Genomic DNA, 24,879 nt, shown 5'->3' on the forward strand with positions numbered 1-24,879 from the left:
ATGCGGAAGTTTCCGGGCGCGTAGCTCAGCGGGAGAGCACTACCTTGACATGGTAGGGGTCACAGGTTCGATCCCTGTCGCGCCCACCACTCAGCCTACGATTTTGTCATTGTATAGAGACCGATAGGAAAGGCCCGCCGTTGGCGGGGCTTTCCGGCCCTGGTTTTGTGGGTGGCTGTCTCCGTTCGTGGATGTGTCCGTTTATCGGCCCCTGTCTCTGGTCCAAAAATTCCCGTTCCTGGCAGGGTTCCATTTAGCTCGGAATAACGGCCTGCTGCCGGGCGTCGCGCAAATCCCGGCGCGTGACACTGGCCCTGGGGATGATGTCAGCGAGTGGTCATTGTGCACGGATGGGTATTTGTTTTGGCATGAGGAGGGCTGCTCTTTTGACGCCTCGATGGCTTCGCCGGATTGCAACTGCGCCTGCGTGGTGCGGCCCGCTTTGGTAATCTGCCAAGCTTGGCGGGATACGAAGGATCGGTTCTGTGGAGAAGGCGTCGATTTTGGGATTGAGAGTCGCAAGCCGCCGAAGCGGAGCGCTGCACTCACGCGAGGACAGCATTGCGAGGTTGCGTTTGATCGTGTCGACGGTCGCTACGGCCCGTCCGGGTGCGCAGACAGTACCTTCAACACGCCAATCTGAAACGATACCAACCCAATCCCACGCAGCGTCCCCACACAGAGATGATTCGTGAGACGATAAGAACACCAGAAGTGACAGGGTTGGTAGGCGTAGCCGCCGTTCCGACGACCATAACTAAAGCGCGGGCAATCCGAGCTTCATATACTGTTTCGACCACTCGGGCGGTGCATCGCGGAGTTCCGCGATGCCTATGCCACGGGGCAGGCGGCCTTCGATCGCGGCCTTGACCAGTGGCGGCGCGAGGAAAGCCATCGACAGCGTCAGATTGATTTGCCGAACGCTGCATTTTTGCCTGACCGCAATCTCTTCGATGGTCAATCGTCCGGAGACGATCTCGTCCAGCCATTGCCGGCCGCGGGCCATGGCACGGATCAGGCCAGCGCGACGCTCGGCGCGGATCGGTCGTGTTCGCTGGGTCGAAGCGGATGCGGGTTGGATTACGTCTCGGAACTTGCGCATCGGCGGCTTGGTCCAGGGAATCAGGATGGTCTCGCCTTGTCCGAGCATGGTGTCGGCATCGTCGTGTTGAGCCAATTCGCGATGATGATGTGGCGTCGGTTCAATCGCCTTAATGGTAACAGCCAATTGTTTGGCACGAACCTCGACTTTTGCGACATGGGCTGCAACGGCATTTTGCTCCGAGAGCGACTGTGACCATTCGCCAGACGCCGTCAGCCGGTCGCGCACGGCATCGGTGACCAGCGCCTCGATCTGATCTGCGGGGACGCGAGAGATGGACCCCACCGGATCATCGGAATGACCGCGTTGCAGCGGTTGAGAGATATAATAGCGGTAGCGCACGCGATTCTTCGTTGCGTGAGTTGGGATCATTCGGTTGCCAGCATCGTCGAACAGCAGTCCCGTGAGAAGCGCTTCGGATTTTTGCCTGGCTCTCGTCCGATGCGACCATTGTTCGGTCAGTTTGGCCTGGACGGCCTCGAACAGGGGCCGCTCAAGCAAGGGCGGTTGTGGTCCGGGCAGGACCTCTCCCTTGAATGTCACCTCGCCAATATAGAACCGGTTGCGCAGCATATAGAACAGCGCGCCTTGGGTGAACGGAACGCCGCCCCTGGTGGCACCGCTCGAGAGCTTGCGAACTTTGGAGGTCAGTCCTCTGGTCTTGAGATCAGCGACCAGGCGGTTGACGCTGCCCAATTCAAGGTAGCGTTCGAAAATGAGCCGGACGGTATTTGCTTCGTCCTCGTGGATGGAGAGCTTGCCGTCGCTCAGCGCGTAACCGAGCGGAACCATTCCTCCGACCCACAAGCCCTTGCGCTTGGAGGCGGCGATCTTGTCGCGGATACGCTCGGCTGTGACCTCGCGTTCGAACTGGGCAAAGGACAAGAGAACATTCAGGGTCAAACGGCCCATCGATGTTGTCGTGTTGAACTGCTGGGTCACCGAGACGAATGACACGCCATGAGCGTCGAACAGCTCAACCAGCTTGGCAAAGTCGGCCAGGGAACGCGTCAGGCGGTCGACCTTATAGACGACAATGACATTGATCTTGCGCGCCCTGACGTCATCGAGCAACTTTTGAAGGGCAGGGCGGTCGGTTGATCCGCCCGAGAACCCTCCATCGTCATAGCGCATCTTGTTCAGCGTCCAGTTCGCATGCGCCTGGCTGCGGATATAGGCCTCAGAGGCATCATACTGGGCATCGAGCGAGTTGAATTCCTGATCGAGCCCGGCATCGGTCGAGACGCGGGTATAGATCGCGCACCGGACGGATTTGCCAGATACTGACTTACCAGTCGATGTCATTGCGGCCCCGCGGACTGCGGTGCGGCCCGCAGGCCAAAGAACCGTGGCCCATTCCATCTGGTTCCGGTGATGGCAAGGGCGACCTTGGACAGGCTGTCATAGGTTTTGCCCTCAAAGGCAAAGCCATCGGCGAGCACCATCACCCGATGGTCACGTCCATTCCATTCGCGAGTTAAGATCGCGCCCGGCGCGAGTTCCTGGTTACGCCGGTCGACCTTGTCGGTCAGTTTGGTGATCGCAGCCGATCCGCCTGATCCAACGGCAGCCTTCAATATCTGCACCATCCCCGCATCGAGATCGCCGAAGGCATCGGTCTGGATGCGGTAGGCGAGCATTGCGAACAGTAGATGTTTCGGCAGGTGAACGGGCGCCGAGCGACCCGTCACACCCTGCCATCGGAGACGAAGGGCCTTGAGATCGAGATCACCCAGACGCGCGATCTCGATCTCAAGAGAGGCCGCATCAATTGTACGACGTGATTGTCTTCGCGGCGCCATCGATCAGGTGGCCTTGGCTGATTTGCCGGCCCCATCTGCTGGAGGTTTGATGCGATAGCGTCGGACCTCATCAACAAGCTCGGAATCAAGATCGAGCTTCAGTTTCTTACGAACGATACCGGCAAAGAACCCACGCACCGAATGCTGCTGCCAACCCGTCGCCTTAACGATGGCTTCGATCGTGCAGCCATTTGTCGATCGCAGCAGAGCGAGCACCCGAGCTTGCTTGGAATCGACGCGAGCGCTCGATGCTTTCATTGGCAAGGCGGGTGAGTCGGCAGTCGGCAATACCTTCGATACCGCTAAGCTTTTTGCCTTGAGGCCAACTCGTTTGGCTTTAACGGATCGGGTAGCAGCTAATTTTGAGGCAGGTTGTCTGGTCGTGGCTCGCTGCTTTGCTTTGGCTTTCGTCATGGGATCTCCGTCGTTTGTGGAGCATCTATCGCGCCCCACCGCCGCGGCCCCGCAGTGGCCAAAAGCCGGCGGGGCAAGATCCTGACGAGCCTATTCGCTCACTATAACAGCCGCAGTAACGCTCCGTTGCCGCAGCAAAGCCAGTCCTTTCTGAGCAATCTTGTTGCTCGCTTCTCGGATCGGTGCCGGGTGTGAAAGGTCTCAGACGAGCATCAGACTACGAATCTGGGGGTCAGGAGTTCGAATCTCTTCTGGCGCGCCAGATTTCCACCATTCCGAACAAAACCGCGAACCCATCGGGATTCGAGCGGGGAATTCCGTTGGTACCTTTCGGACGATATTTGTCCTCCTGCCGTTGGGGACAAGATAAGGTCAACGTCCCGCTGCGTCTTGCAGCGTGAGCACTCGATCTAGAGCCGATTCCCTCCTCCACTGGAGGCGTAAAACTAGTAGCGCCTGTGGGCGCGCATTATCTTGCGTTTATTGAGTAATGGCGTCTGAATTGGCCGGTTAGCTGTGGCCGCCGAGATTGTTGAAGGTGGCGACGACGTCAGCATGCCGGATACGCTCCAAAGTCTCGTCAAAGCTCTCGTTAGGATTGCCCGGCTGAATATGTTGGCGAATAGCGTCATAGTGTTTGCGGGCGGCAATACGTGATACCGAGCGTGTCAAATGGAGGCGCACCGCCAGACTGTCCGGGCTGTCGCAGCCTTCACGGACGACGCTGCTCAGTGTAGCCAAGACGGAGGAGACGGGTGTCTGGTCGTCGGCGGCGCGCAGCCGTGCCGCGAGTAACCGTCCAGGGAGGCCCGCCAGAAATGCAAGATCGGGCACGAGCCGCAACGCGAAATGGCGAGCATTTTTGCACTGCTTGAGATTGGTGCTGCCTCCGAGAAATGCCTTTTCGAGTTCGCACAGCGGTACGCCGGACATCCAAATAGGCCAAAGCTTCCGTAACCAGGACAACGCATGTTTTCCCCGTGCCTCATCGTCGGTGAGGTTTTTGTACGGTGTGCCAAACATTTCCTCTAGGCTCTCCGGCCGCACTAAGCTGAGCAACTGGCTCGGATGCGCATCGAGCCAGTCGAGCAAAGCCTCGGTCACCTCGATCGCTGTTCCTGAAAAGGCGTTGGCATCCAACCGTTCGACGATCTGTTGAAGCAACGTGACGGAGAGGCCGGTTGCGCTAGAGACCTGCTCGATCCAGCGGTCGGGTTCGGGCAGGTCCAGAGTGGCTCGTGCGGCTAGAGCCGACGCAACTCTCGTGCTCAGCCAGTCGGTATCAGCAGCAATTAGCGCGCGATAGGCGCTGAAGCTCCTGTTGAGCAGTAACGCGGCTGGATCGGCCTCAGCGCCGGCGATCGCCAGCGGCAGCTTGCTCAAGATATAAGCTGAGGCGCCGGTCTGCGTGACTCCGTCGTGTATGCGGTCGAGCACAAGTTTCAGCGGGTCATCGATGACCAAGCATTGGTCAGCCTGTTCGAAGATTGCTTGCAGGTCCATCCAATGGCCGTTGATTTGGCTGTTTTGGTTGTCAAAGTCGATGACCTTGCTCGGCACAAGCAACACGAAACCTTGCGCACCTTCACCGGCGCGTCCTGCACGCCCTGCGGCGTTCAACAGTTCATGCGCCTCGAGCTTCTGCATTTTGTCAGCTTGCGGATCGAATCGGCTATCGCCCGAGATAATGACGGCTTCACTCGGCAGGTTCATGCCCTGCGCAAGCGTTGAGGTCGCGAATAGCACCTTGATGCCGTCCGGGCGGCGAAACAGGCTTTCGTGTAGTTCGCGCTCTTCGCGTAGAAGCAACGCATGATGGCTGGCGGCCCCCATCCGAAGCGTGCCGTCAGCCGCGAGCATCATGTAGCAATAGCCGGCTCCACCCATCTCTTCTTCGGCAAGAGTCCGCCATTTCTGCTCTTCCTCATTTAGCGCGATCTGGCTGGCAGCGACGCGGGCCGGATACCCTTTGACGCAGCTCTCGCAAAAGACGGTAGTTTGTACGAACACCAATGTCTTCATGCCCGCGCTCGCCGCGGCAGCGGCGATCGCGCCGCTCGTCTCGTTGCCGTTGGGAGTTAAGTACCAGCTCCCGCCCGATGCGCGGCCGCTCGATAGCAGGCGACGATCCGTGAGGAGCTGCAGCAAAGCGTAGTCACTGCGGTCAGTGGTCGACCAGGTCTGAAGGAGACTGAACAGACCGAAAGGCTGCGCAAGTAACGCATTTTTCACCGAAGCGGGCGGCATGTTGTGATTAGGGTAGTCGATGCGGGCTTGAGTGATGTCGGTCTTGAGTGTGTTGATCTGCTCGGCGGGATAGACGACGCAGCCTCGTACCTGTCGGGTCGGCTTCCAGCTCAAGTCGAGCGTTAGACATTGCCGGCCGGTCAGATGAGCTACCCAGCCGGCGATCTCCTGGGTGTTCTTCATCATGGCAGAGAGTAGCAGCAGGTCGGCGGCAGGGACGATGCGAGTCAAGTTAAGGATGGCGAGCATCGCGTCGAGCCCGCGCCGGCTCCTATCGTCCTCGCGCGGATGAAGAAGATGGCATTCGTCGAAAACGATGAGTCCTAAGCCAGCGAAAGCATCGGGATCGACCGACAGCAGCATTAGGCAACGTTCGGGTGTCATGACAGTGACTTCACCGAGCACTACTACATCACCGATGCCAACATCATCCTCGACATCGGCAAGAATGCTGTAGTTTGGAAGGTCCCCTTGAGTGAGCGCTGAGTCTGTCCGACGAGCGCATGGGTGGGCGCGAGGAAAATGACCTTCTCTCCGCGTAGAAGCGCGGTCGCGACCTTGAGTTCTGCAAGTGTCGACTTGCCGCCACCCGTCGGAAAACTAATCGCCGAGGATACGCCTTGTTCAAGATAGCCCTTCTCGATCGCCTCGCGATGATTGCGCCAGAGATAGGGTCGCTGCAGGGCCATGCGACGGAGTATCTGCCACCAGCCATTGTCATCGACTCCGCCCGGTGTCGGGATGCGACTGAGCGCGGTTCCAATCAAGTCGCCCTCGAGCCCGAGCAGCAAATTGGCGAGATGCAAAGGGCCGCTATAAAGGCTAAGGAGTGTTTCACCAGCCACGCCCGCGCCATCAATCTGTTCGCTGGCAAGGTTGCGCACTTGGGCGAACAGCGCCCTCGCCGGTAAGGCGCCGCCCGCCTCGGGCGCGAGGTCAATGCGCAAGCGCAATTGCCGCGCGAGATTGGTGACGCCGCGTAGCAGCAGCAGGCGAAGCGCGTCGAGGGCACGGAATCCAAGGTCCTCGCCATCGAGATTAATTTCTGGCTCTTCCGCACCCACAACCTCCCCGAATCTTCCTTGCGCAAGGCCACGGATCGCCAACAACAAGGCGCGCTCGATTGGTCCGGCGCCCGCTGCAGGCACGATACGCTTGGCAGCCTCGGCGGCATCGGCATGCGCTTCCGCTAGAAGGAAAAGCAGCGTAGCGCAGATGTCAGGGCTAACTGCTGCCGTGTCGACGTGACTAGTGGTCTCGGTTCTGCGCAACGCGAGCGAGACGGTTTGATGTGCCGAGGCCGCAACGAACGCCGCCGAGGCGCGATTCTCGCGATCCGGTAGCAAAGCGGCATAGGTTTCGTGAGCGGCGGCAATGCGACGAAGCTGAGCGATTGTCGCGAGCATCGCTTCATCGTCCGCTTCAATGGACGCACCGCGCAACCGGATACGCGCCGAAACGATATTGGCAAATGCTTCGGTCAGCTGTTTAGGCAGATTATTGAGGTCGAGCCCCTGGAGCGGGGGGGCCGCCCGGATCAGCGCCGCAGTCGTCGGATCAAACATTGGCAATGGCCTTGATTTTGACGATCACACGCGCGGCGAAGCCCGCCATCCAGTTGCGCATTGCTGGTAGGTAAATGGTGTCGGCGCGGCGGCGAGCGGCAGCGCCAGGCGCGGATTCGTCGAATCCCTTGAACAGTCTCGCGCGGGAATCGGCGTCGTTGTGGGTGTCACCGATAGTTATGCTGACGCGGTAGCGCCGGGCGTCGTGCCATAGCGTATTGGCGATCGCGGTATCGAGATCGAATGTAGGATCGGCTGCGGCGCGCGCGTCGAGCATCCCGCTAATTTCTTGGCTAAGTTCGTTCAGCCGCTCGCCTTTTTCGAGCGCGACGATACCCGGCCAGACATCCTCGCGGATAGTGTCACGGGCATTGTCGGTGGCCTTGTCCTCGAAGACGACGACCGCGATGACCGCAGTGCCAGCTTCGTTGAGTTCGAGTTGCATGCCGTCAAAGCCTTTATCGGCTTTGCGTATATGTGGCATCCGGGTCAGTGACGCGGAGGGCTGCTGGTGTGCGGCGATCCACGAGATTGCTTGGAATAGCCAGCCATCGCGGTGCCAGGGATCATCGTCCTCAGCGATGGTCAGTTGTTTGATTGCGGCGTTCGCCTGCTCAGCATTAGCAGCAGGACCTGGCACGCCCGCGCCTGTCAGGATTTTGGCGACATGACGATACTGGCCGAGCACAATACGTGCGACTCGCTCGGCGAGCACATCCTCATCGTCGATAGTCCATGTCCAGCCATGGCAGAGTTCGCCATGATCGAGTGGGGCGAGCGTCAGGGTCATGGGTGAGATAGAAGTGATCGTCGAACTGTCAGAGGCGTACCCGGAGCGACACCAAGCGTAACGCAACAAGTTCGAAATATGATAATGAAAACACAGACATATTTTTCGTTCGTGCAACACGAACAAACAATTGATCTACTCAATGCAGCTTCGCCCCCTTATTCCCTTTTTGACCGTACCATAAAAACAAGGATGGTGCGACCGAGAAGCACCTGTAGCCGTTGGCCGCACAAGAGATATTGGAGGTCCGCTTTAGATGGTGTCCTGCCCAACGACAGTTACCTATTTTCGAGCCTATGGGTCGCCAAGCAGCAATGCCCCATGTCAACGCGACGGATCGTGATCGGCAGAAATCTATCTGCTGTATCGCGGTGGCGGAGTCTAACCCGGGGGCTTACTCTTCACGATGACGTTCGGCGTCGTCTGGTGTCACCGCAGCTTTGTCACCTCGAATCTCTAGGATCTCTTCAAGCAAAAGGGCCGGAAGGCGATAGGTCTCCACCGGGGCTTGGCGAAGCCAATCCATGGCGTCTTCTGTTTCCAAGTCACGTGACGGAGCACGAGGCGTCAAACGTGTCGCGGTGGCACGGGACAGTCCGTTCGACATTAGGCTGAGCGTTGTTTTGTCCGATGCGCCAAGCTCCAGAAATAGGGGAATTGATGGCAACGTTTTGACAGCATCCGGAAGATTAACGTCTTGGAGTACTTCGGCAAGTACTGCGCCGTAGCAGCTGAACAGCCGGACGCATTGGTATCGTACCCGCTTCTCAACAAGTTCGAGCGTATCACGAATGATTTCGCGGCGATCACGATCAGGGTTTCGACGCAGTTGATTTTGAACGATCTGTGGTAGGGGCCGTCCGCGCATCCAGAACACCGCGATGAGTGCAAGGAAGCGATGTAGTCGCGAGGTATCGGGTCGGCCCTCGATGATCTTATGGCAGATTTCGAGAATGTCGGCGTAGGATTGGTAGGCATCACGGTCACTCGGATGTTTAGGGATGAGGGCCATGGCACTCGCTGGTGTACTTTCGGCCCGCAAGCGCAGCATTTGATAAAGGGCCTGTTGCTTGTGGGGCGAGATGTTAGGGCTAATGCGTAGCACACTGGTAGGTAGGGTGATGTCAACGGCTGCTTCGGCAATTGCCTTTTGAAGCGCTAGAGAACCTGGTGTCGCGTCGCCGTACGAAGGGATACGGCTTAACATCTTCGAGAGTGTGCCGGAGAAATGCTCATGTAGTAGCCGACCGAATATAGCGTCGACGTGGTCAATCTCACGGCGCTGGGTCTCTGGCCGCTCGATGACGCGTAAAAGGTCGGCGCCTTTCTGAAGGAGGCCCGCCTCGACGGCTGGAATGACGGTCGCGTCGCGAGGGTGGTCAAGCGGCTTCTTGCGCCAGTGATCGTAGTCGATGAGGAAGATGTTGCCTTGGAATTCTTTCATGAGCCGCCCTGCGCGGCCGGCTAAGTTCCAGAAGTCGACCGATTCCAGCGGGACCCGGTCGCCCTTTTCAGGACGGCAGAGAAAGAGGTTTTTAGCGGGAAGGTTAACGCCTTGGAGCAGGGTCGTGGTGCAGACGAGATAGTCAATGTCGCCCCGTATGACCGCTTCTTCGACGGCCGTGCGAATTTGCGTCGGCATGTTCGAATAATGGAACGCGACTCCCTTCTTCGCGCATGTCACCAACGCATATGACCAATGGACGGTCTCCGCCGCCAGCTGGGCGAGTGCCTGTCTTCGTGCCGTAGGCGGGCGATCGAGTCGGCCAGCGATTTCAAGCGCGATATGCTCGGCGTCGCCTGCGCCATTCGCGTAGACAATGTTGGACGCGCCCTGACCTAAACTGATGGCGAGATTCACCTGTTTCTCGACACGGGTGACCGAGCGACGCCCCAAGGCCAATCGGCCAATCTCAGTCAATGTACGTGCGGGCTCAACGTAGCGGACAGTCAGGTCTCCTGCTTCCGCGTCATCAAACGCCGCGACCAGAAAATTCTGGGCGACCGTCGGGTCGCCGCTGGGCATGATCGTTATGTCATCAACGTCGAACATCCGTCCAAAGACGTCGAGGTTCCGAATGCCAGGACTGGCAAACAGGAGTTGGGTCGTCGGTAGACGCTGCAATAGGTCGTCTACTGTCCATTGCAGAAGTACGCCCCGCGCGCCATCGCCGACCGAATGGGCTTCATCGACTATGATAATCTGTGCATGGAAGGTGGGATGGGCGCTCAGCATCATTCTAAGCCGTTCTTGGGTAAGAACGTAGATGGCGCGCCTGGGTAGGGGCTGCCCTGCCTCTACGGGAACGGTGATCACATCGACGTCGCCGGAAGTCCCGTCATCGATGATGAGGAGTTTGCGAACGTCAGCGGAGACCTGCGCGATCAGGGCACGAGTCGGAACGATATAGACGATCGTCTGGGGACTTGACCCCTCCAAGCGCGCGGCAATGAAATTCTGCAGTACAAATGACTTGCCCGCGGAGGTCGGTGCTGCGACCGCCACTCGTTCTCCAGCAACCAAGCGACGCCAGAGGCCGAACTGGTAGTGGGTGAGCAGAACTGAACGATCGCGACGTGTAATGGTTCGGCGATCCGAAACGATGAGTTCCTCAGTGATAAGGCTGGCTGGCAGGGAGGGCATGGCGTCGCGGATAGAGGGACGCGTAGCTAGGGCAGGGAAGTTACCCAAGCGGGCCAAAACGACGCGCGTGGCTTGGTCAAGAGGTAGTTCCGATGCACCATAGAGATCGAAAGCGGACGTCATCGTTCGATAGGCTTGGTCGCGATGGTCAGCGGTTTTCGAACACGCGAGAATGGCCGAAGCCCGGACGATGCGAACGATTTCTTCAAGGCCGGGGCGATCATCACGACCAACACCGATGTCGTGTGAGAGCCATGCCCGTTGCAGACGTCTCGCTGCGGCATGGAAGTGGGGATTAGCCCAAACCTTGTCAGCGAGTGGCTGCATTCTAATCGCGCGTCCAGCCGATCTGATTCTGGAAGAGGTCGCGCAGTACCGACACCGAGGGTACAGGAAACAAGAAGAGTTCTACCCTCTGATTGGCGAGGCCAGCATCCGTTAAAGCCTTCGCAAAAATCGGTCCGACCTCACGAAGTTTGGCAGTCGCTGATGTTTTGAAATTTGTATCCAAGTCTTCTAGCTCGTCTGGCGACAGCCTGGCGTAACCAGTGAAATCGAAGCCGATCAGACAGGTCACCACCTCGAGCCGATTATTGTAAGCCTCGTCGAAGGGGTCAAGGTAGCGAAGGAGTGCCGTCCGCGCCGTCTCATCGAGGCCGGAAAAGTCAATGTGCCGTTGGACGAGTTCGATCTCATGCTGCATCTTTTCGCGGCTTAAGCCAGTTTTGATAGACGTGACCGCAGACGCGATTGCTTTGGTAATATCGCTGTGGAGTTTGGCTTCTCCAGAGAAGAGAACAAGGCGATTAGTTTTTGCGTCGAAACGGACATGTATGCCGTCGAAGCCATAGACGGGCATTTGAGCGTTGGTCTTGAGTGACATCTTGGCAATGATTTGCGGTGCGTCCAGTAACCACTCTGTAAGAAGATACAGTAGCAGCTCGCCGGCTTCTCCAGTGCGCTGTGATGATTTTCTCGCTCTGATAAACAGCGAGCGTGCCTCTTGCTCCAAGCGTGAGATCGCTTGATGCCGTTCGAACGCTGTCTTCATCGTCTCTTGCGTCGCATAAATCGCCTCGACCTGCTTTCGTGGAAGGCTGAAATGCGTCAGATAGAGAGCAATTGTTCTAACGAGCTCTTCGACCGTAGCCTGGGCGTCCCGGAGTGCAGGATAGTGCAGACGCAGGTTGAGATGTTTGTGATTGGTGACGATATCGTGCTCTGCCGTATGGATACGCGACGACAGGACTGACCAGTCCTTCTTTATTATCGCCAGTGCGGTCGCCAGAGCGTCAAATTCCAAGATTCTGTCGCCAAGATCCGAAATCTAGAGCAGAGTCCGATTGAACCTAGCACCATCGCCGGAGGTCGCCAATTGAACTGTGGTCGGAGATCGCGCTAAGGTTGCGAGCGCTGCCCGATCTAGGAGATCCACCGAACCCGCTATCTGACCGTTTGCCCATGCCAGCCTTGGCACATATCGGTAGTACGAAGTTAGCGTTGAATGGCCGCTTATAGCTTTCGAATAGGCAGAAGCATTTCTTGTAAATTATATAGTTATTTCAATAGTATATGAGTTCGTAGTTTTATTCTGAATGGCGCGCCATTCACGAACAAAATCAATAGCTTACATGTTGGTTAGACGCTGTTCTTGTACAGCGTAGCCGATCACGCTGCGGGGGTGTGGGGATTCATCCGTTATCATCCGTTGCCACCCGTTACGGGGGAGGTGCGGACGCCCACAGGGAAGTGCGGAATTGTTGGCCGCGTAGAGAATCATGCGCGCGCGATTCGTGCGGGTCGAGGTATGATTGGACGGTCTAGCGGTGACGCTGCTTTAGCGCACCATTCGTCAATAAATACATCGATCGAAGATCGCCAATGGATGACGCGATTAATTGTGCGCGTCTGAGGTGCGGTAAGTCGGCGGATACGCGGTAGGTAATGCGAGCGAGCGAACTTGGGCAGTGAGGGCCTTTTTGAGCGATATTGCGGCCACGCACAAAACCCGCCGGGCATCCCGGCGGGTAAGTTTCAGTAACTGAAGTTCCAATGCTCAGCCGGGATGCATCACCCACTCGTTATCATACTTGTCGAGCACTGCGTATCGGGCATTCCGGTCAAAGATGGTCTCGGTGCCGTGCTTCGGGCGGCCTTTCAGCCGGCTCCCGCTTATGTCGGAACTGTACACACCAAGATCAGCGTCATATTTCAGCAGGTTCCACGGTACCATGTGATGATCGTCGCCGAAGCCAAGGAAGCCGCCGAAACAGAGTACGGCTTGGGCAATTTCCCCGCTCTTCCTGTCAACCATCACACGTTTGATTGAACCTATCTTCTTTTTCTCGGCGCCGTAGACAGCCTTCCCAGACTTTCTATCGCTGGCGATCAAGTGGTCGGTTCTCCTTTTTTCATAGACATATATTTTCCTTTCTTTGCAACTAGTTAAGCGACAGGCGCGGGAAACGTTCCGGGGACGCGCGATCTGTCGCACTCTGGGCAGGCAAACTCTCGCCGATCGAGCTAACTGGCCGCGCTGTTCACTTCGGTAGATGGCGCGGCTCTTACTGATTCGAGCGACGTCCGAGCTGACCAGCAGGCTGCCCGAATATTACAGCGCCGGTATGGAGTGCTCAGGAACCGTCAGCATCATCGACAGTCACGCCTCATATTTGCTTATCACGCCGCCACCCGCTGACGTCAGGGAAGCCAACGGCACGTCGATCGCGTAGACGAAACCTGTCGGCTGATACGTCAACTGCACGTCGCCCTTGAGCTGCTTGCCTAGCGTCTCGATGAGGCGCGTCCCGAAACTGTGGTTTTCCGGAGCGTGAACTACTGGACCGTTCATTTCGGTCCATGTCAGGTGCACGCGCTGCGTCTTTGGATCCAGCGTCCAGGCGATGTCGACACGCCCAGTCGGCTCCGACAGAGCTCCGAATTTCGTGGAGTTCGTGCAGAGCTCGTTGAGCGTCATGGCTATGGCGATCACGGCGCCCGACGTCGTCTGGATGTCCGGTCCTGCAATCGAGAATTTCGGAACGTCCGGATTGTCGAAGGCTTCGGTGGCGCTGCGGACGATATGGCTAAGGTCGGCGCTGTTCCATCTTGCCTGTAGAAGGAGATCGTGAGCTCGCCCGAGCGCCTGCAGCCGGCCCGCTATGGCGTGCTGCGCGTGTTCGGTGCCCTGCACGTGGCGAAGACTCTGGGTGGCGATGGCGCTGACCGTCGCGAGTGTATTCTTGATGCGATGATGAAGCTCTTCCAGGATCAGCTTCTGCAGCTTGTCGGATGCGTCACGCTCGCGGGCGTCAATGCCGGCCTGAGCCAGCAAACCCTGGGCATCGATTTCGGCCTGCGCCAACAGCAATCGAAGGCTGATATTCTCTGCCTCTAGAAAGTCGTGAGGTCGTGCTGCGCCGTTAGAAGGTTGGCGTTCTAGACGACGATAACGATCGGTCTCAAACATCGCTGACTTTACCACCATAAGTCGGGTGCCTCACACACCTTTGATACGCTTTTGTGCCCCAATCACGCGTTTGGGATGCATTTAGCGCGAAAACAGCCCCTCGAGCGTGACCGATCATGACCGAGGCCTCCAACTTTCGCAGCTTTAATCGCGGTGAACAAACTCACGATGAATTTCACGCCCAAGTTCGTTGACGACAGATATCTCAAGGTCATTATCTTGGCGCGGGCTATTGTAGCGGAAGTGCCGAGCGAGTTCTTTGCAGCGCTTGACGGCTTCCGGGTTGCCTTCGAAGTCGATCCCGACCTTATCTCTCATCGGAACGCCATTCTTCATGTCGAAAAGAATTTTCGCATCGCCATACCTCTAGCCTCAAGAAAAAGAATCGTCAGCGGCTTGGTCTGTCGATCTGCAGGCTGCCATGCTAGAGCGTCGGGCGATCATTTGGAATCGCGGCGGATTCACAAACGAGGCTCAAGGTGATTCAAAGTCTGCGGGGGTGATTTGCCATGCCGCATCCTTTGTCGAACGATCTGCGTGAGCGTGTTGTTGCCTATGTCGAGGCGGGGAACTCGTGCCATGGGGCTGCTGCCCGTTTTGGGACTTCGGTATCTTTTGCGGTGAACCTGATGCGGCGCTGGCGGGAGACGGGTCGGGTCGATCCGCGTCCGCGTGGCGGGTTCCGGCATGGCAAACTCGGTCAGCACCGCGACTTCATTCTTGCGACAGTCGCGGCCGAGAGCGACATCACCATGCCTGAACTGGCGGAAAAACTCGCCAAGGCCAAGGGCGTCAAAGCAGACCCGTCGAACCTGTCGAAGTTCTTGATCGCCTGCGGGCTCAGCTTCAAAAAAAACTCTGCGGGCCAGCGAACAAGACAGGCCTGAACTGGTCAAGGCTCGGGCCGAATGGAAAGCGGGCCGCCAGCCCATCATGCACAAGCAGCGCGAGCGGCTGATCTTCATTGACGAAACCGGCACCACCACCAAGATGGTTCGCCAGCGTGGACGATCGCTGAAAGGAACGCGGCTGAACAGCAAGGCTCCATTCGGTCACTGGGGAACGCAGACCTTCGTAGCAGGCCTCAAGTGCGATGGCCTCGTCGCCCCCTGGGTTATCGATGCCCCAATGAACCGGATCATCTTCGAGACCTATGTCGACACCCAACTCGCGCCCGCCCTCAGGCCCGGTGATGTCGTCATCCTGGATAATCTCTCCAGCCACAAGAGCGAGAAGGCCGAAAAAGCCATCCGCGCACGGGGCGCGTGGCTCCTGTTCCTGCCGCCCTACAGCCCGGATCTCAATCCCATCGAAATGGCCTTCGCAAAACTGAAAGCTCATCTGCGAGCCGCCGCAGCCAGAACCATCGACGCTCTCTGGAAAGCTATCGGCAACATCTGCGCGCTCTTCTCTCCGCAAGAGTGCTCAAACTACTTCAAAGCCGCAGGATACGGATTCAATTGAATACCCGATGCTCTAGTTCGGCGTAGCTCATCGATCGAACTCCTTCATGGTGCGCTCAACGAGACGGTTGATGTGCGGGATGTCAGTGTGATCGCCGATCACATCGAGCCCGTTTCTTCCGTTGCCGTAGATCAGAGTGATCATACCCACGCGCCGTTCTTCGACATTGAGCGTGAGTGTGTCCATATTGGTGCGGAACATCGCTTTGATGATCTCGGCGATATTCCGTGATCGGTTGATCGTCTCCTCACCGTCGTTGACGGAGATTAGAAAGCCGTCATTGACTGCGTTATCGACGAGCGCATTTGCGATCTGTTGGTCCAGTGATGTCTTACTCATAGAGGCTTTCTGGTTTTGTGCTTCGATCACGAAATCGATCTCAGCGCTCAGTCCGGGGGCTATCGGCAACTTCGACGTATGTTGCAACAATCCGCTTGGCGAACGCGGTGCCATCTTCGATGTTATGCTTTCGTAGCCCGCGCGGGGACGCGGCAACTTGTAATGCCATCGTGCGTCCAGAATACGGTATATCCGATCGACGGTGAGTGGAGTTTGCGTCACCTTCATGACACGCCGCTCCCGTTGCGCTCGATAATGGCGAGTGCTTCACTATGTCTCTTATCGCAATGCGCGCTCACGCATATGGCGGCCCAGCGTCGACAGGCGAGCGCGGATGACGGCAACGCTCGCGAGACCTTCACCCAGCCCCGAGACCGAGCCCGCCATGGGAACTGACGGCGGATTGTGGGCGCACGCGTAAGGGACACACAGCGAAGCCGCCAGCCACTGAGCCGGCGGTTTTCGTTCGGCTAGTCAACGTCGCTTACGACCTCGCTCTCCGCGAACTTGCTTAGAAGCTCATTTTTGCGGTTGAGGCTGTGTTACGGCGTTCGGCGCATTATCGACTGATTTCGGATGCGTGCCGCGCCCAGTGTAGAAAACGGAAAGACTGAGCAGCACCACGAGGATTGCGCCGCCGATAGCCCAGCCGATGTAAACGCGAGTTATACTGGCCATTTTTCTGGAAACTACCATGCTATGCTCCATGCCTGTTTAGGAACAACAACCTCACCGGGCTGTTACCGTTCCTAGCCAATCTACTTTCCCAGCCATGGCGCATTCGCCTTAGCGAGGCCCTCTGTGCGGGGCCGGGATTTAATGTCCTCCGGCGTCAGGCTCGCGTAGAACCGCTCCCACGCGGCCTTGGACTCGTCCTCCTTTGCGACTTCCAGACTAGCTGCCGAGCCATTGCACCATGACGGGGCCGGGAGCGGCGGGTTGACGCTCCCCGTCCAGACCGTGCCTTACATTTGGGGCACCGACAGCCAGCCGGGCACCGATGGGGTGATTTTCCCTTCGCGCCAGAAAATCTCAGTCGGCGGCTCTTTTGCCTAGTCGCCTAGTGACCCTTAGCGGACATGCCTTCGCTCCCCGCTGATGTCGGATTTCGAGGCTGAGATGGACATCATTGCCCTGCACAGCAATCTTCGATGAATGGGAACAGATCGCCGCAACGCCATTCGCCGGGCGGGGAGTGAGTCATAAGGTTCGCCTAATTCTGCGAGTTCGCATCATCCGAACACCCGCTAGGCCGTCCGCCGTTACGAATGCAAGTCCGATAGCTCCAGGGCACAACGTAACTTCCAGCCCAAACACCCACGGCCGCGCGCTCAGCTTCATTCTGAGCGCTACCGTACTTGCCTTTTGAGTACCGAGGTCATCGAACGCGAGGCCGTTGCGTGCAAGCCATGTCGCGATCTCTTCTACCGATATTCACCGCCGCCGCGTTGGTGAAGGACGTATTACCACGTCGTCCAGGTATCACCCTTCCAATAACCTCGCCCCTCATGTTCGCGGAATGTGACATGCGGCTCCGCGAGCCAACTATCGTCGTGAATGAAGACCCTCGCGTCTGGCGGGTAGCTGTATTGCTCCTGCGTATGCCAGCACACGTTTCCGGTACATACAATCGCACCCGAGGCCGCCAAGGAACTAAGAGCCAGAGCGCCGGTTCCAGCAGCTAGGGTCAAGAGAACTTTGCGCATGGAAGTCATCGGACGCTCCTTCGCTCGATAAATGCACTGCGCTATCGCGATTTATGATCACACTCCGGTAGACAACCTCAGCCGTTTAGGGCGGGCTGTTAGCCGGACAAGCCATCGCGTAGCTAGGCTGCCGCGTCTATTCGCAACGCTTCTTTCAAATCATCGGGATCAATATCGAACGACTCGGTTGTTAAACGCGCTCTGGATGATTCGGTCGCTCTGAAGGACGTTGCTATCCGGCGGAACGCGAGGAACGACAAACCTTCGATTTCTTCCTCGTCGGTTACAACCTCATAGGTGCCGGCTGGCAACGGTCGGTCAACGCCTTCGATGCAGAAGCTATGTTTGAAAACGACTGAGTCTCTACGGGATCTGATGGTCATATCACTCTCCAGTCACGTTGGCGCTCGAAGCTCGGAAGAAGATAACCTGCTCAGATCGATCTCGATCACCACATCGAGCTCAGTCACCAACGCCAAATGACGGAGCCCAGAATCACGAGGCCAAGGAACAGAGGAACAACAATCGGCGGAACGAACCACTCTCGAAAGCGAAATGGTGTCTGAATTGACATGACAACTTCCCTGAAAAAGAAAACCCGGCACCGCCGGGCTCCCCTTTTGCCAATGACAAAACTATTTCTGTTTCGAAGCATCCGGCGGAGGCTTGCTATCGCCCGCGTTGTCTTGACCGGCGGGCTTGGCCTCGCCCGGAGGAGCGGTCTTCGGGGCTTCATTGGAAGCGATCGGTGTGTTGGACATGGTGTTTCCTTTCCGGAAACGAACCTAAAACCTATTTTCCAGGCGCTCTATAGAGGTGGGACCTGAACGAGTGACCACAATGGGGAACGCGCGACAATAAGAAATATAGTTCGAATGCAAAAACTGCTTATGGCCCGCGATTACAAGGCCTAAATCCGAAAGATTTTTGACAGTGAAAGCGGTACCGCAAAGACTACCGTGAGGCATCAAGGCAGTGCGGGAGTGGATTGCAGCTGTCGGCGCCAAGACCGCGTTCATCGAGCCCGGAAGCCCGTGGGAGAACGGCTACTGCGAGAGCTTCAACTCGAGGCTGCGCGACGAACTGCTCAACAGCGAGATCTTCTACAGCCTCGCCGAGGCCAAGGTCATCATCGAGGCATGGCGGCGCTACTACAACACCGAGCGACCACACTCATCGCTTCGATATAAACCGCCGGCGCCAGAGGTCATCGCCTGGCCTTCAAAGCCAGCCGGATCGCTTCCGCCAGCAGCGCAAGCAATGGCCGAAAAGCCCATCATGCATTAAGACTGAAAGCGGACCACATCATAGGGGCAGGCCAGTCGCCTAAGGGGTTCGCTGATCCCAGAAAGGCGACTCTAAAGATCAATGAGTTTCAGAAGGTGTCATGTTTTGGAAACGCCCGCTGTAGCCGCTCAATGGTCGTCTGCCACTTCGTGATTGCCTGTTTCATCATTGCACGACGGGAGGTCTTGGTATGCCAGAGCAAGGCATCCAGTGTCCGCCATGCGAGCGGTTAATGCTGTTCGTACTCCTGTCGACTTGCATCAACATTTATTTCTACATGAATGAATGAGGTAATCATTCCTTACACGCCATTTGATACTGTGGTTTGCACTTCAACCAAGTATCCCGCGTAGCGTGCGTTCTTGTCTGCTCCGGTCGGGCTGGAGCGTTGCTCTCGCTGAGTCTGCGATGCAGCAGCGCGACACCGGCGCAGGCGCGCCATCCATGCCTCCGATCTTTTCCTGATCAAGGCGCTCTGCCGCTTGGCCGATCGCGTCAAACGCACCCTGCTGGGGAGGAACCACTATGGGCGCCGCTCAATCCAATCTGTCCGATCCCAAGTTCGGCTACGATCTTGTCGTCGCGGTTACGCAGGCGAGCATAAACGCCACGATGAAACAGTTTCTCGCTGGCCTAACGGCACCGGAAGTCGTGAGTTGCTACGTTTACGACCAGAATAACAATCTGATTCCGATCAGTTATGCCGATCTGAAGGCGCGGGCCAAGGGAGCGGACCCGTTTCAGGTGCTGGCCGGCGCCGACCCGAACTCCAACCAAGACCTGATCAATCTCACGAACGCGAATTTTGCCGGCGGATTCAAGGCCCGGCTCGGGCTGCCCGATGTGGCACCCGGGAAACTGCCGCCGATCATGACGTTATCGCGCGGCACCAATGCGCCCGTCCTGTTCAATCTGCTGTGCGCCGAGTTTCAGATCACCGGCTTCGAATACGGCCCACGCGGACGCGCCAGTTGGATCAATCAAAGTCAGCCGACCGGCGCGGCAAGTCCCTGGTATTTCTCCGCCAATGTTGCGCTGAACACGAGCGCGGTCGACGTGAGCAACCCGCCCGCACAAGCGACCAGCGCCGTCAAGGATCGCATCAATGACCTGCGCCAGTCCGTCGGTGCAAACGCTTTCAGCGTTCAGCAGCTCTTCCTTGCCCTCGACACCGCAATCCTGCAGTCGCAACCGACGATCGTCGGCATACCTGCTGGTTGGGCGGTATGGGAATTGATCTCAAGCGTGTTCCTCGACGCCTACATGAAGCAGATGCGCGTCAATGGCACGCCTGTGCTCGGCTACTCCGTTACGGTCAACCGACCGGATCGCAGCAAGCTGCAGCTTGGCGCGATATCCTACGAGACCTGCACATTACTCGATGGCTCATCCAATCCGATCGCCAATCCCACGCCGGCGCAGCAGGCCGCCGCCACCTTCAACTATCTCGGCACCACCGGCACGGTGCCGCCGACCGCCACGTTGTTCCCATGGAACTGGGTCGAAGAAGGCGAGGTCGCTTCGTTCTCCGGGGTGCAATCGGTCCGCCGCGACATCTTCGTCAATTTCTTCGCAGGCCTCCTCAACCAGGATATCGGAAGACTGTGCCAACAGACAAAGGTCTCACTCAGCCACAGTGGCGACGACTATCACATCAGGTATTCGAGCAGCGATGCGCCAGACCCCAAGACCTTCCAGCCAGTCAAAGTCGGCGCGCGCGCGCCCGATGGGTTCACCGAGGTGTTGAGCCTCACCTACGATCACAAGAGCCACGACGACTCGGAGGCAGCTGACCATCTCTCATCGATCCATGGCGACTTCAACTATATGCTCGCGGGGTCCGTCGCGCTCAAGGACAATGTGATTCGCCTGATCATCCATGCGGCGGCGTGGATGAAGTTCAACCATCACGAGGCAGGCATCAACTACGACGATCTGCCGGGCAAGAACTACTACGACAAGACCCTCACTGTGACCTTCCAGATCAGCGTCACCGATACGGGCGAGCTGAAGGTTACGAAGATGAGCAGCATGGACGACAAATCCGCCGGCTGGGATTTCCATGGCAAGGGCATTATCGGCACATTCGGCTTCGAGAACAATCTGAGGAAAGGCCTGACGAGCGTGGAGGCCAACCTGGCCAGCCGGCTCGACGACAAGTTCGCGTCCTATGAATCCGAGGTCACCAACGAGATCAACAGTCAGAAGGGCTGGGTGTTTCCCGGCTCCAGCACGTTCGTGTTCAAGAACGTGGCGTTCTCCGCTTATCAGGATCTGGTGGCGCAGCTGACCTATGCGGCGCCCTAGCGCTCGCACGGCGGCGCTTTGCCGAAAGGCATGCGCCATTCAACACAGAGCGTCTCTCTACACTCAATCACGCGAGGCTTGATCATGAGCGCGTATACCGTGACGTCGTCCGCCGAGTTGATGCAGAACTACATCCAGAGCGGCATTCTCGAGCCGCAGAGAAAATTCATCGCGCTGCAGACGAGCACGGGCGCCTCGCTGCTGTTCTCGATCGGCACCGACGACGCCTTTAACGTCACGAAAGAGTTGCAGGCCGCGGCGCACGGTTGGACACATGCCGACCTAAGCAGCGCGCAGGCCAAGGCGGACTTCCCCAAGGGAGCCACCTGCAAGACCTTCGCGGCGGCACAGGCGGTTGCCGGGTCCGCGTCCGCCGCTATTCATCTCGCCATGGTGCTCGACGACGACGCCAACGATCACCTCTACCTCAGCCTGACAAATTCCGACGTCGATACCGGCTGGACCGACAAGCCGGCATGGACGCCTTGCCCCTTCAATGCCAAGGACAGCGCCGGCAAGGCGATCCCGATGCCCAAGCCGTTCAAGATCGCAGACACGTTCGTCACTGAGGCGAGCGACAAGGAATACATCGTCGTCGACATCATCCGCAACCCGACCGATACCGACGCCTTGGTGTCGCGCTTCTACATCGACACTAGCACGCCCGCAGCGCCGGTGTGGATGCCGCACGACATCTCGATCGACCTCGAAGCCGCTTCGTATAAGTCGTGCCTCGGCCGCGCCAGTTATTCCTTCGGAGTCGACGGCCTCTACACGATGGGCAGAATCGCGGGCTCGCCGCAACTCATCTACACGCCGCTCTTTAACCCGTTCGATCCGGCGACGCCGGCACTGCCCGCGCGCTTGATGCTGCCGAGCAAGGTCCAGCCCGATGCCATGGCCGCGTGCCGCAATGCCGACAACACGTCGGACCTCTACGTGGCGGCACAGGGCGGACTCTACTATTTCGCCAGCACGAACCAGAAGGACAACGCGACCGGCGTCCTCCTGGTATCGCATGCCCTCCTGTCGGGCGTACGCGACCTTTACGCCTATACAGCCGACGGCAAGGTCACCGTCTGGGGCCTGAATGGCAGCGACGAGGTGTTCTACCTCACCTGCGACCGGGCGCAGCTGACCAATGCCGGCGCGTGGAACACGCCGATTGCGATCCTGATCGACGTCGACGCGATCTCACCCTACATCGACCGCATGTTCAGTGCGAACACGTTCTTCGCGCACAGCGGAGACAGCCTGCTCAAGGCGATCAAGACGCCGGACACCGGCATGTGGTCGCGGAGCAGCATCACGCTGCCTCCCTCGGAGCTACAGCAGCCGGCGCGGAAAATCTCATCATACACGACCCGACTCCAGGTCAACGACGAAGATGGCCGGCCCGCGCCGAACATCACCGTCTCGCTGACGGCGACGAGCGTCACGTCGGTCTACATCGACCATCTCTACTACGTCGTCGGCCCGCAACCGATCGAGGTCGTCACCGATGAGATCGGCAGCGTCACGATCGTCGAACTGGTGCATACGCTCGCGGGCACGCGCTTCAACGTGACGGTCGATGCGCAGCAACTGCTGATCAACCCGATGGATGCTCCGTTCCAGCGCAGCGCCAAGCTGAACACGGTTTCGGCGCTGAAAAGCGCAGTCATCACCAACCAGGACGGCAGCACGCGGCCGTTCATCCCGCATGGCACATCGGACGATGACCTGAAAGCGGTCGCGCAGTCGAACGACGCCCTCAACACCGCCTATCAGAAGCTCGCGGCCTCCTCCTCTTCTTCGCCACAGATCAAGCTCGCCATCAAGACGCTCCCCACGATTGCCCTCCCGCACGTTTCCAAAGGCGTCCTGACCGATGTCGGCGACCTGTTTAGCGCGCTGGAGTCAGGCATCAAGGGCGTAGTGTCGATCGTCGAGGACGCCGCGGAAGGCGTCTGGCACTTCGTCGTCTCGATCGCCGACAAGGTCTACTACGGAATACTCGACGCGGTGGAGAAGGTCGTTGCCGCCGTGATGTGGGTCTACAACGCCATCAAGATCATCATCCGAGACATCATCCTGTTCCTGGAGTTCCTGTTCCTCTGGCCCGACATTCTGGCGACCCACCGAGTCATGAAGAACGTCTTCGTTCAGACTGTCCACCACGTGGTCGATGGCCTGAACGATGCGAAGGCGGATGTTGCGTCGCTGTTCAGGGAGATGCAATCGGAGTTGGACAAGTGGGCGGATATCCCGAACTTCGACCAGACAGCGGCGCACGTCGGGAAGTCCAATCCTGCGCCTGCGGGGCTGCACAGCGCACCGGCCAATCTCGGCGTCCACCATTTCAAGGGCAACTACCGGAACAGCGACACGTCCTACCAGCCGCCCTCGCCAGCCGAAGCGATCTTTGAGGATCTGATCAAGCTCGTGAAGAACGAGGAGGCCACGATGACGGCGACCTTCAATGCCGTCAAGACCGACATCATCGACCAGTTCGCCCACTTGAGCCTGACCGAGATCATCAAACGGCTGCTGGAAATCCTGGGCGACACGGTGCTGCAGACGGCAGAAAATGTTGTGCCCACCCTGCTCGACATCCTCGCCCAGCTTGCCAAAGGCGTGCTCGGAGTCCTGACAGCCAGGATCGACATCCCGGTGATCTCGACGCTCTATCACGACCTGACCGGCGACGATCTTTCCTTCCTCGACCTCATGTGCCTGATAGCGGCGATACCGGCGACAATCGTCTACAAGCTGGGCTCGGGTGAAGCGCCATTTCCGCATGGTGATACATTCACTGACCGCCTGAGCAATGCGCGCAGCTTCGCGGAAGTCAAAGGCGCGTTCTTCGTGTCCGGCGGCCCGAAGGCCGTGGTCGCACAGCCCGCCACCAAGCGATTCGCCGTCGCGCAGCCATCAAGGATCGCCCTTGCCGCGGCCGATGACCAGCCTCTCGACGTAAAGAAGCTCAGAACCTTCGGCATGGTCGAAGGCGTCTTTGCTGGTGTCGGTAGCGTCGTGCTGATCGTGACGGCTAATGCCAAACTTTCCGACGACGGCACAGGTTGGGGCGCTTGGCCAGGGACGATTGCGACGATCAATGCCTTCGCTAACGTCGCCTATGTGGCGCCGAATATTTCGTCAATGATCATGTGGGAGTCCGAGCGCTGGTATGCGCGGATGAACGCCGTCATCACCGGTGTCAGCATCTTAAAGGGATTCATCGCCATTCCGTTTGCTGCGTTAGATATCAAGCTGGTCAAGCTCGCTATCGCGGGCGCCGAGAACTGGCTCAATCAGTGTTGGAACGTTCCCGTGATCGCGAACCTCGTCTACAATGCGTCCGACGCCACGACGAGCTACAAGGCGCTGATACCCGACTCGATCGGAAATTTCGCCTTCAACCTGGGCGGCATGCTGGAGCCTTACATCGAGATTATGCCCATGGACGACCCGAAGACAGCGTTGATCAAGGCGGCCGAGGTACGCACACAACAGGTGCTGATGGGGACTTATGGGGCTATGACGATCGTTGCCGCAGGCATTTTCGAATGGGCGCCGGGCCAGAAGGATTGACGGGTGCAAGCCCCAGCACATCGCGCTCATCCTGCCGGGCGGGCCAGCCGGGGCGCTCAGCAGTTTGAGGAGCTCGCACGATTGGCGAACTGCCCGCTGAACAAAGACCGGACCTATAAACACCCGAATGGCGCAGTGATTTGAGTCCATCTTGATGACAATGTGGTAAG

Annotated in this window: 17 protein-coding genes, 1 tRNA gene and 1 pseudogene; 5 read left to right on the forward strand and 14 right to left on the reverse strand. The window is 58.1% G+C overall.

The annotated features are described in order from the left end of the window. Positions 1-14: 14 nt before the first annotated feature. Positions 15-89, forward strand: a tRNA-Val gene (locus NHAM_RS05840). Positions 90-757: 668 nt separating this feature from the next. Here NHAM_RS05840 and NHAM_RS05845 read toward each other — a convergent pair. The 11 genes from NHAM_RS05845 to NHAM_RS05895 form a co-directional block, all read right to left on the reverse strand. Beyond that, positions 758-2,407 (reverse strand): recombinase family protein, encoded by a 1,650-nt coding sequence (locus tag NHAM_RS05845; protein ID WP_011509684.1) that lies wholly within the window; start codon positions 2,405-2,407, stop codon positions 758-760. Further along, entirely contained in the window at positions 2,404-2,904 is a 501-nt protein-coding gene (locus tag NHAM_RS05850; protein WP_011509685.1) for a DUF2924 domain-containing protein, read from the reverse strand. Before NHAM_RS05850 ends, NHAM_RS05845 begins: the two co-directional genes overlap by 4 nt. Before the next feature lie 3 nt (positions 2,905-2,907). Then, positions 2,908-3,318 (reverse strand): DUF3489 domain-containing protein, encoded by a 411-nt coding sequence (locus tag NHAM_RS05855; protein ID WP_011509686.1) that lies wholly within the window; start codon positions 3,316-3,318, stop codon positions 2,908-2,910. A gap of 510 nt (positions 3,319-3,828) precedes the next feature. Continuing rightward, positions 3,829-5,928: a helicase-related protein gene (locus NHAM_RS28030; RefSeq protein ID WP_245270018.1), complete on the reverse strand. Its 2,100-nt coding sequence runs from the start codon at positions 5,926-5,928 to the stop codon at positions 3,829-3,831. A gap of 44 nt (positions 5,929-5,972) precedes the next feature. After that, positions 5,973-7,130 carry a DEAD/DEAH box helicase gene (locus NHAM_RS28035; protein ID WP_245270019.1) on the reverse strand — a complete coding sequence of 386 codons (1,158 nt, stop codon included), beginning with the start codon at positions 7,128-7,130 and terminating at the stop codon, positions 5,973-5,975. Continuing rightward, the gene (locus NHAM_RS05870) at positions 7,123-7,920 is read right to left on the reverse strand and encodes a hypothetical protein (RefSeq protein WP_011509687.1); all 798 of its coding nucleotides are present in this window, start codon (positions 7,918-7,920) and stop codon (positions 7,123-7,125) included. The genes NHAM_RS28035 and NHAM_RS05870 overlap by 8 nt, the downstream gene beginning before the upstream one ends. Positions 7,921-8,314: 394 nt before the next feature. Further along, positions 8,315-10,891, reverse strand: a complete 2,577-nt coding sequence (locus NHAM_RS05875; RefSeq protein ID WP_011509688.1) for a DEAD/DEAH box helicase — start codon at positions 10,889-10,891, stop codon at positions 8,315-8,317. Between the two features lies 1 nt (position 10,892). Then, on the reverse strand, positions 10,893-11,867 hold the full coding sequence (locus NHAM_RS05880; RefSeq protein WP_011509689.1) for a HamA C-terminal domain-containing protein: 975 nt from the start codon (positions 11,865-11,867) through the stop codon (positions 10,893-10,895). A gap of 753 nt (positions 11,868-12,620) precedes the next feature. Then, the gene (locus NHAM_RS05885; protein WP_011509690.1) at positions 12,621-12,956 is read right to left on the reverse strand and encodes a PRC-barrel domain-containing protein; all 336 of its coding nucleotides are present in this window, start codon (positions 12,954-12,956) and stop codon (positions 12,621-12,623) included. A gap of 267 nt (positions 12,957-13,223) precedes the next feature. Further along, positions 13,224-14,033, reverse strand: coding sequence for a sensor histidine kinase (locus NHAM_RS05890; RefSeq protein WP_041358815.1), 810 nt, complete (start codon positions 14,031-14,033; stop codon positions 13,224-13,226). A gap of 144 nt (positions 14,034-14,177) precedes the next feature. Next, complete coding sequence (locus tag NHAM_RS05895; protein ID WP_041357753.1) at positions 14,178-14,369, reverse strand: hypothetical protein; 192 nt, start codon at positions 14,367-14,369, stop codon at positions 14,178-14,180. A 173-nt stretch (positions 14,370-14,542) separates the two neighbouring features. Here NHAM_RS05895 and NHAM_RS24615 point away from each other — a divergent pair. Continuing rightward, positions 14,543-15,497 (forward strand): IS630 family transposase gene (locus NHAM_RS24615; RefSeq protein ID WP_430707696.1). Its coding sequence is split into 2 segments (ribosomal slippage): positions 14,543-14,862 and positions 14,861-15,497, totalling 957 coding nucleotides; the frame shifts between segments, so codons are not numbered across the junction. A 27-nt stretch (positions 15,498-15,524) separates the two neighbouring features. Here the strand turns inward: NHAM_RS24615 and NHAM_RS05910 are convergent. The 3 genes from NHAM_RS05910 to NHAM_RS24630 form a co-directional block, all read right to left on the reverse strand. Continuing rightward, positions 15,525-16,064: a hypothetical protein gene (locus tag NHAM_RS05910; RefSeq protein WP_011509695.1), complete on the reverse strand. Its 540-nt coding sequence runs from the start codon at positions 16,062-16,064 to the stop codon at positions 15,525-15,527. A 291-nt stretch (positions 16,065-16,355) separates the two neighbouring features. Beyond that, positions 16,356-16,532, reverse strand: a complete 177-nt coding sequence (locus tag NHAM_RS26490) for a hypothetical protein (protein ID WP_157043544.1) — start codon at positions 16,530-16,532, stop codon at positions 16,356-16,358. A gap of 1,132 nt (positions 16,533-17,664) precedes the next feature. Beyond that, the gene (locus NHAM_RS24630) at positions 17,665-17,925 is read right to left on the reverse strand and encodes a hypothetical protein (RefSeq protein WP_011509696.1); all 261 of its coding nucleotides are present in this window, start codon (positions 17,923-17,925) and stop codon (positions 17,665-17,667) included. Between the two features lie 586 nt (positions 17,926-18,511). Between NHAM_RS24630 and NHAM_RS05915 the strand changes: the two are divergent. From NHAM_RS05915 to NHAM_RS05925, 3 genes and pseudogenes are all read left to right on the forward strand, one after another. Then, a pseudogene (locus tag NHAM_RS05915) lies at positions 18,512-18,829 on the forward strand (integrase core domain-containing protein); the annotation flags it as partial. A 525-nt stretch (positions 18,830-19,354) separates the two neighbouring features. Continuing rightward, a complete protein-coding gene (locus tag NHAM_RS05920) occupies positions 19,355-21,136 on the forward strand; it encodes a hypothetical protein (RefSeq protein WP_011509697.1) in 1,782 nt (593 codons plus the stop codon). A gap of 84 nt (positions 21,137-21,220) precedes the next feature. Beyond that, positions 21,221-24,709 carry a hypothetical protein gene (locus tag NHAM_RS05925; RefSeq protein WP_011509698.1) on the forward strand — a complete coding sequence of 1,163 codons (3,489 nt, stop codon included), beginning with the start codon at positions 21,221-21,223 and terminating at the stop codon, positions 24,707-24,709. Positions 24,710-24,879: the final 170 nt, after the last annotated feature.

Source organism: Nitrobacter hamburgensis X14 (genome assembly GCF_000013885.1).
Taxonomy (GTDB): domain Bacteria; phylum Pseudomonadota; class Alphaproteobacteria; order Rhizobiales; family Xanthobacteraceae; genus Nitrobacter; species Nitrobacter hamburgensis.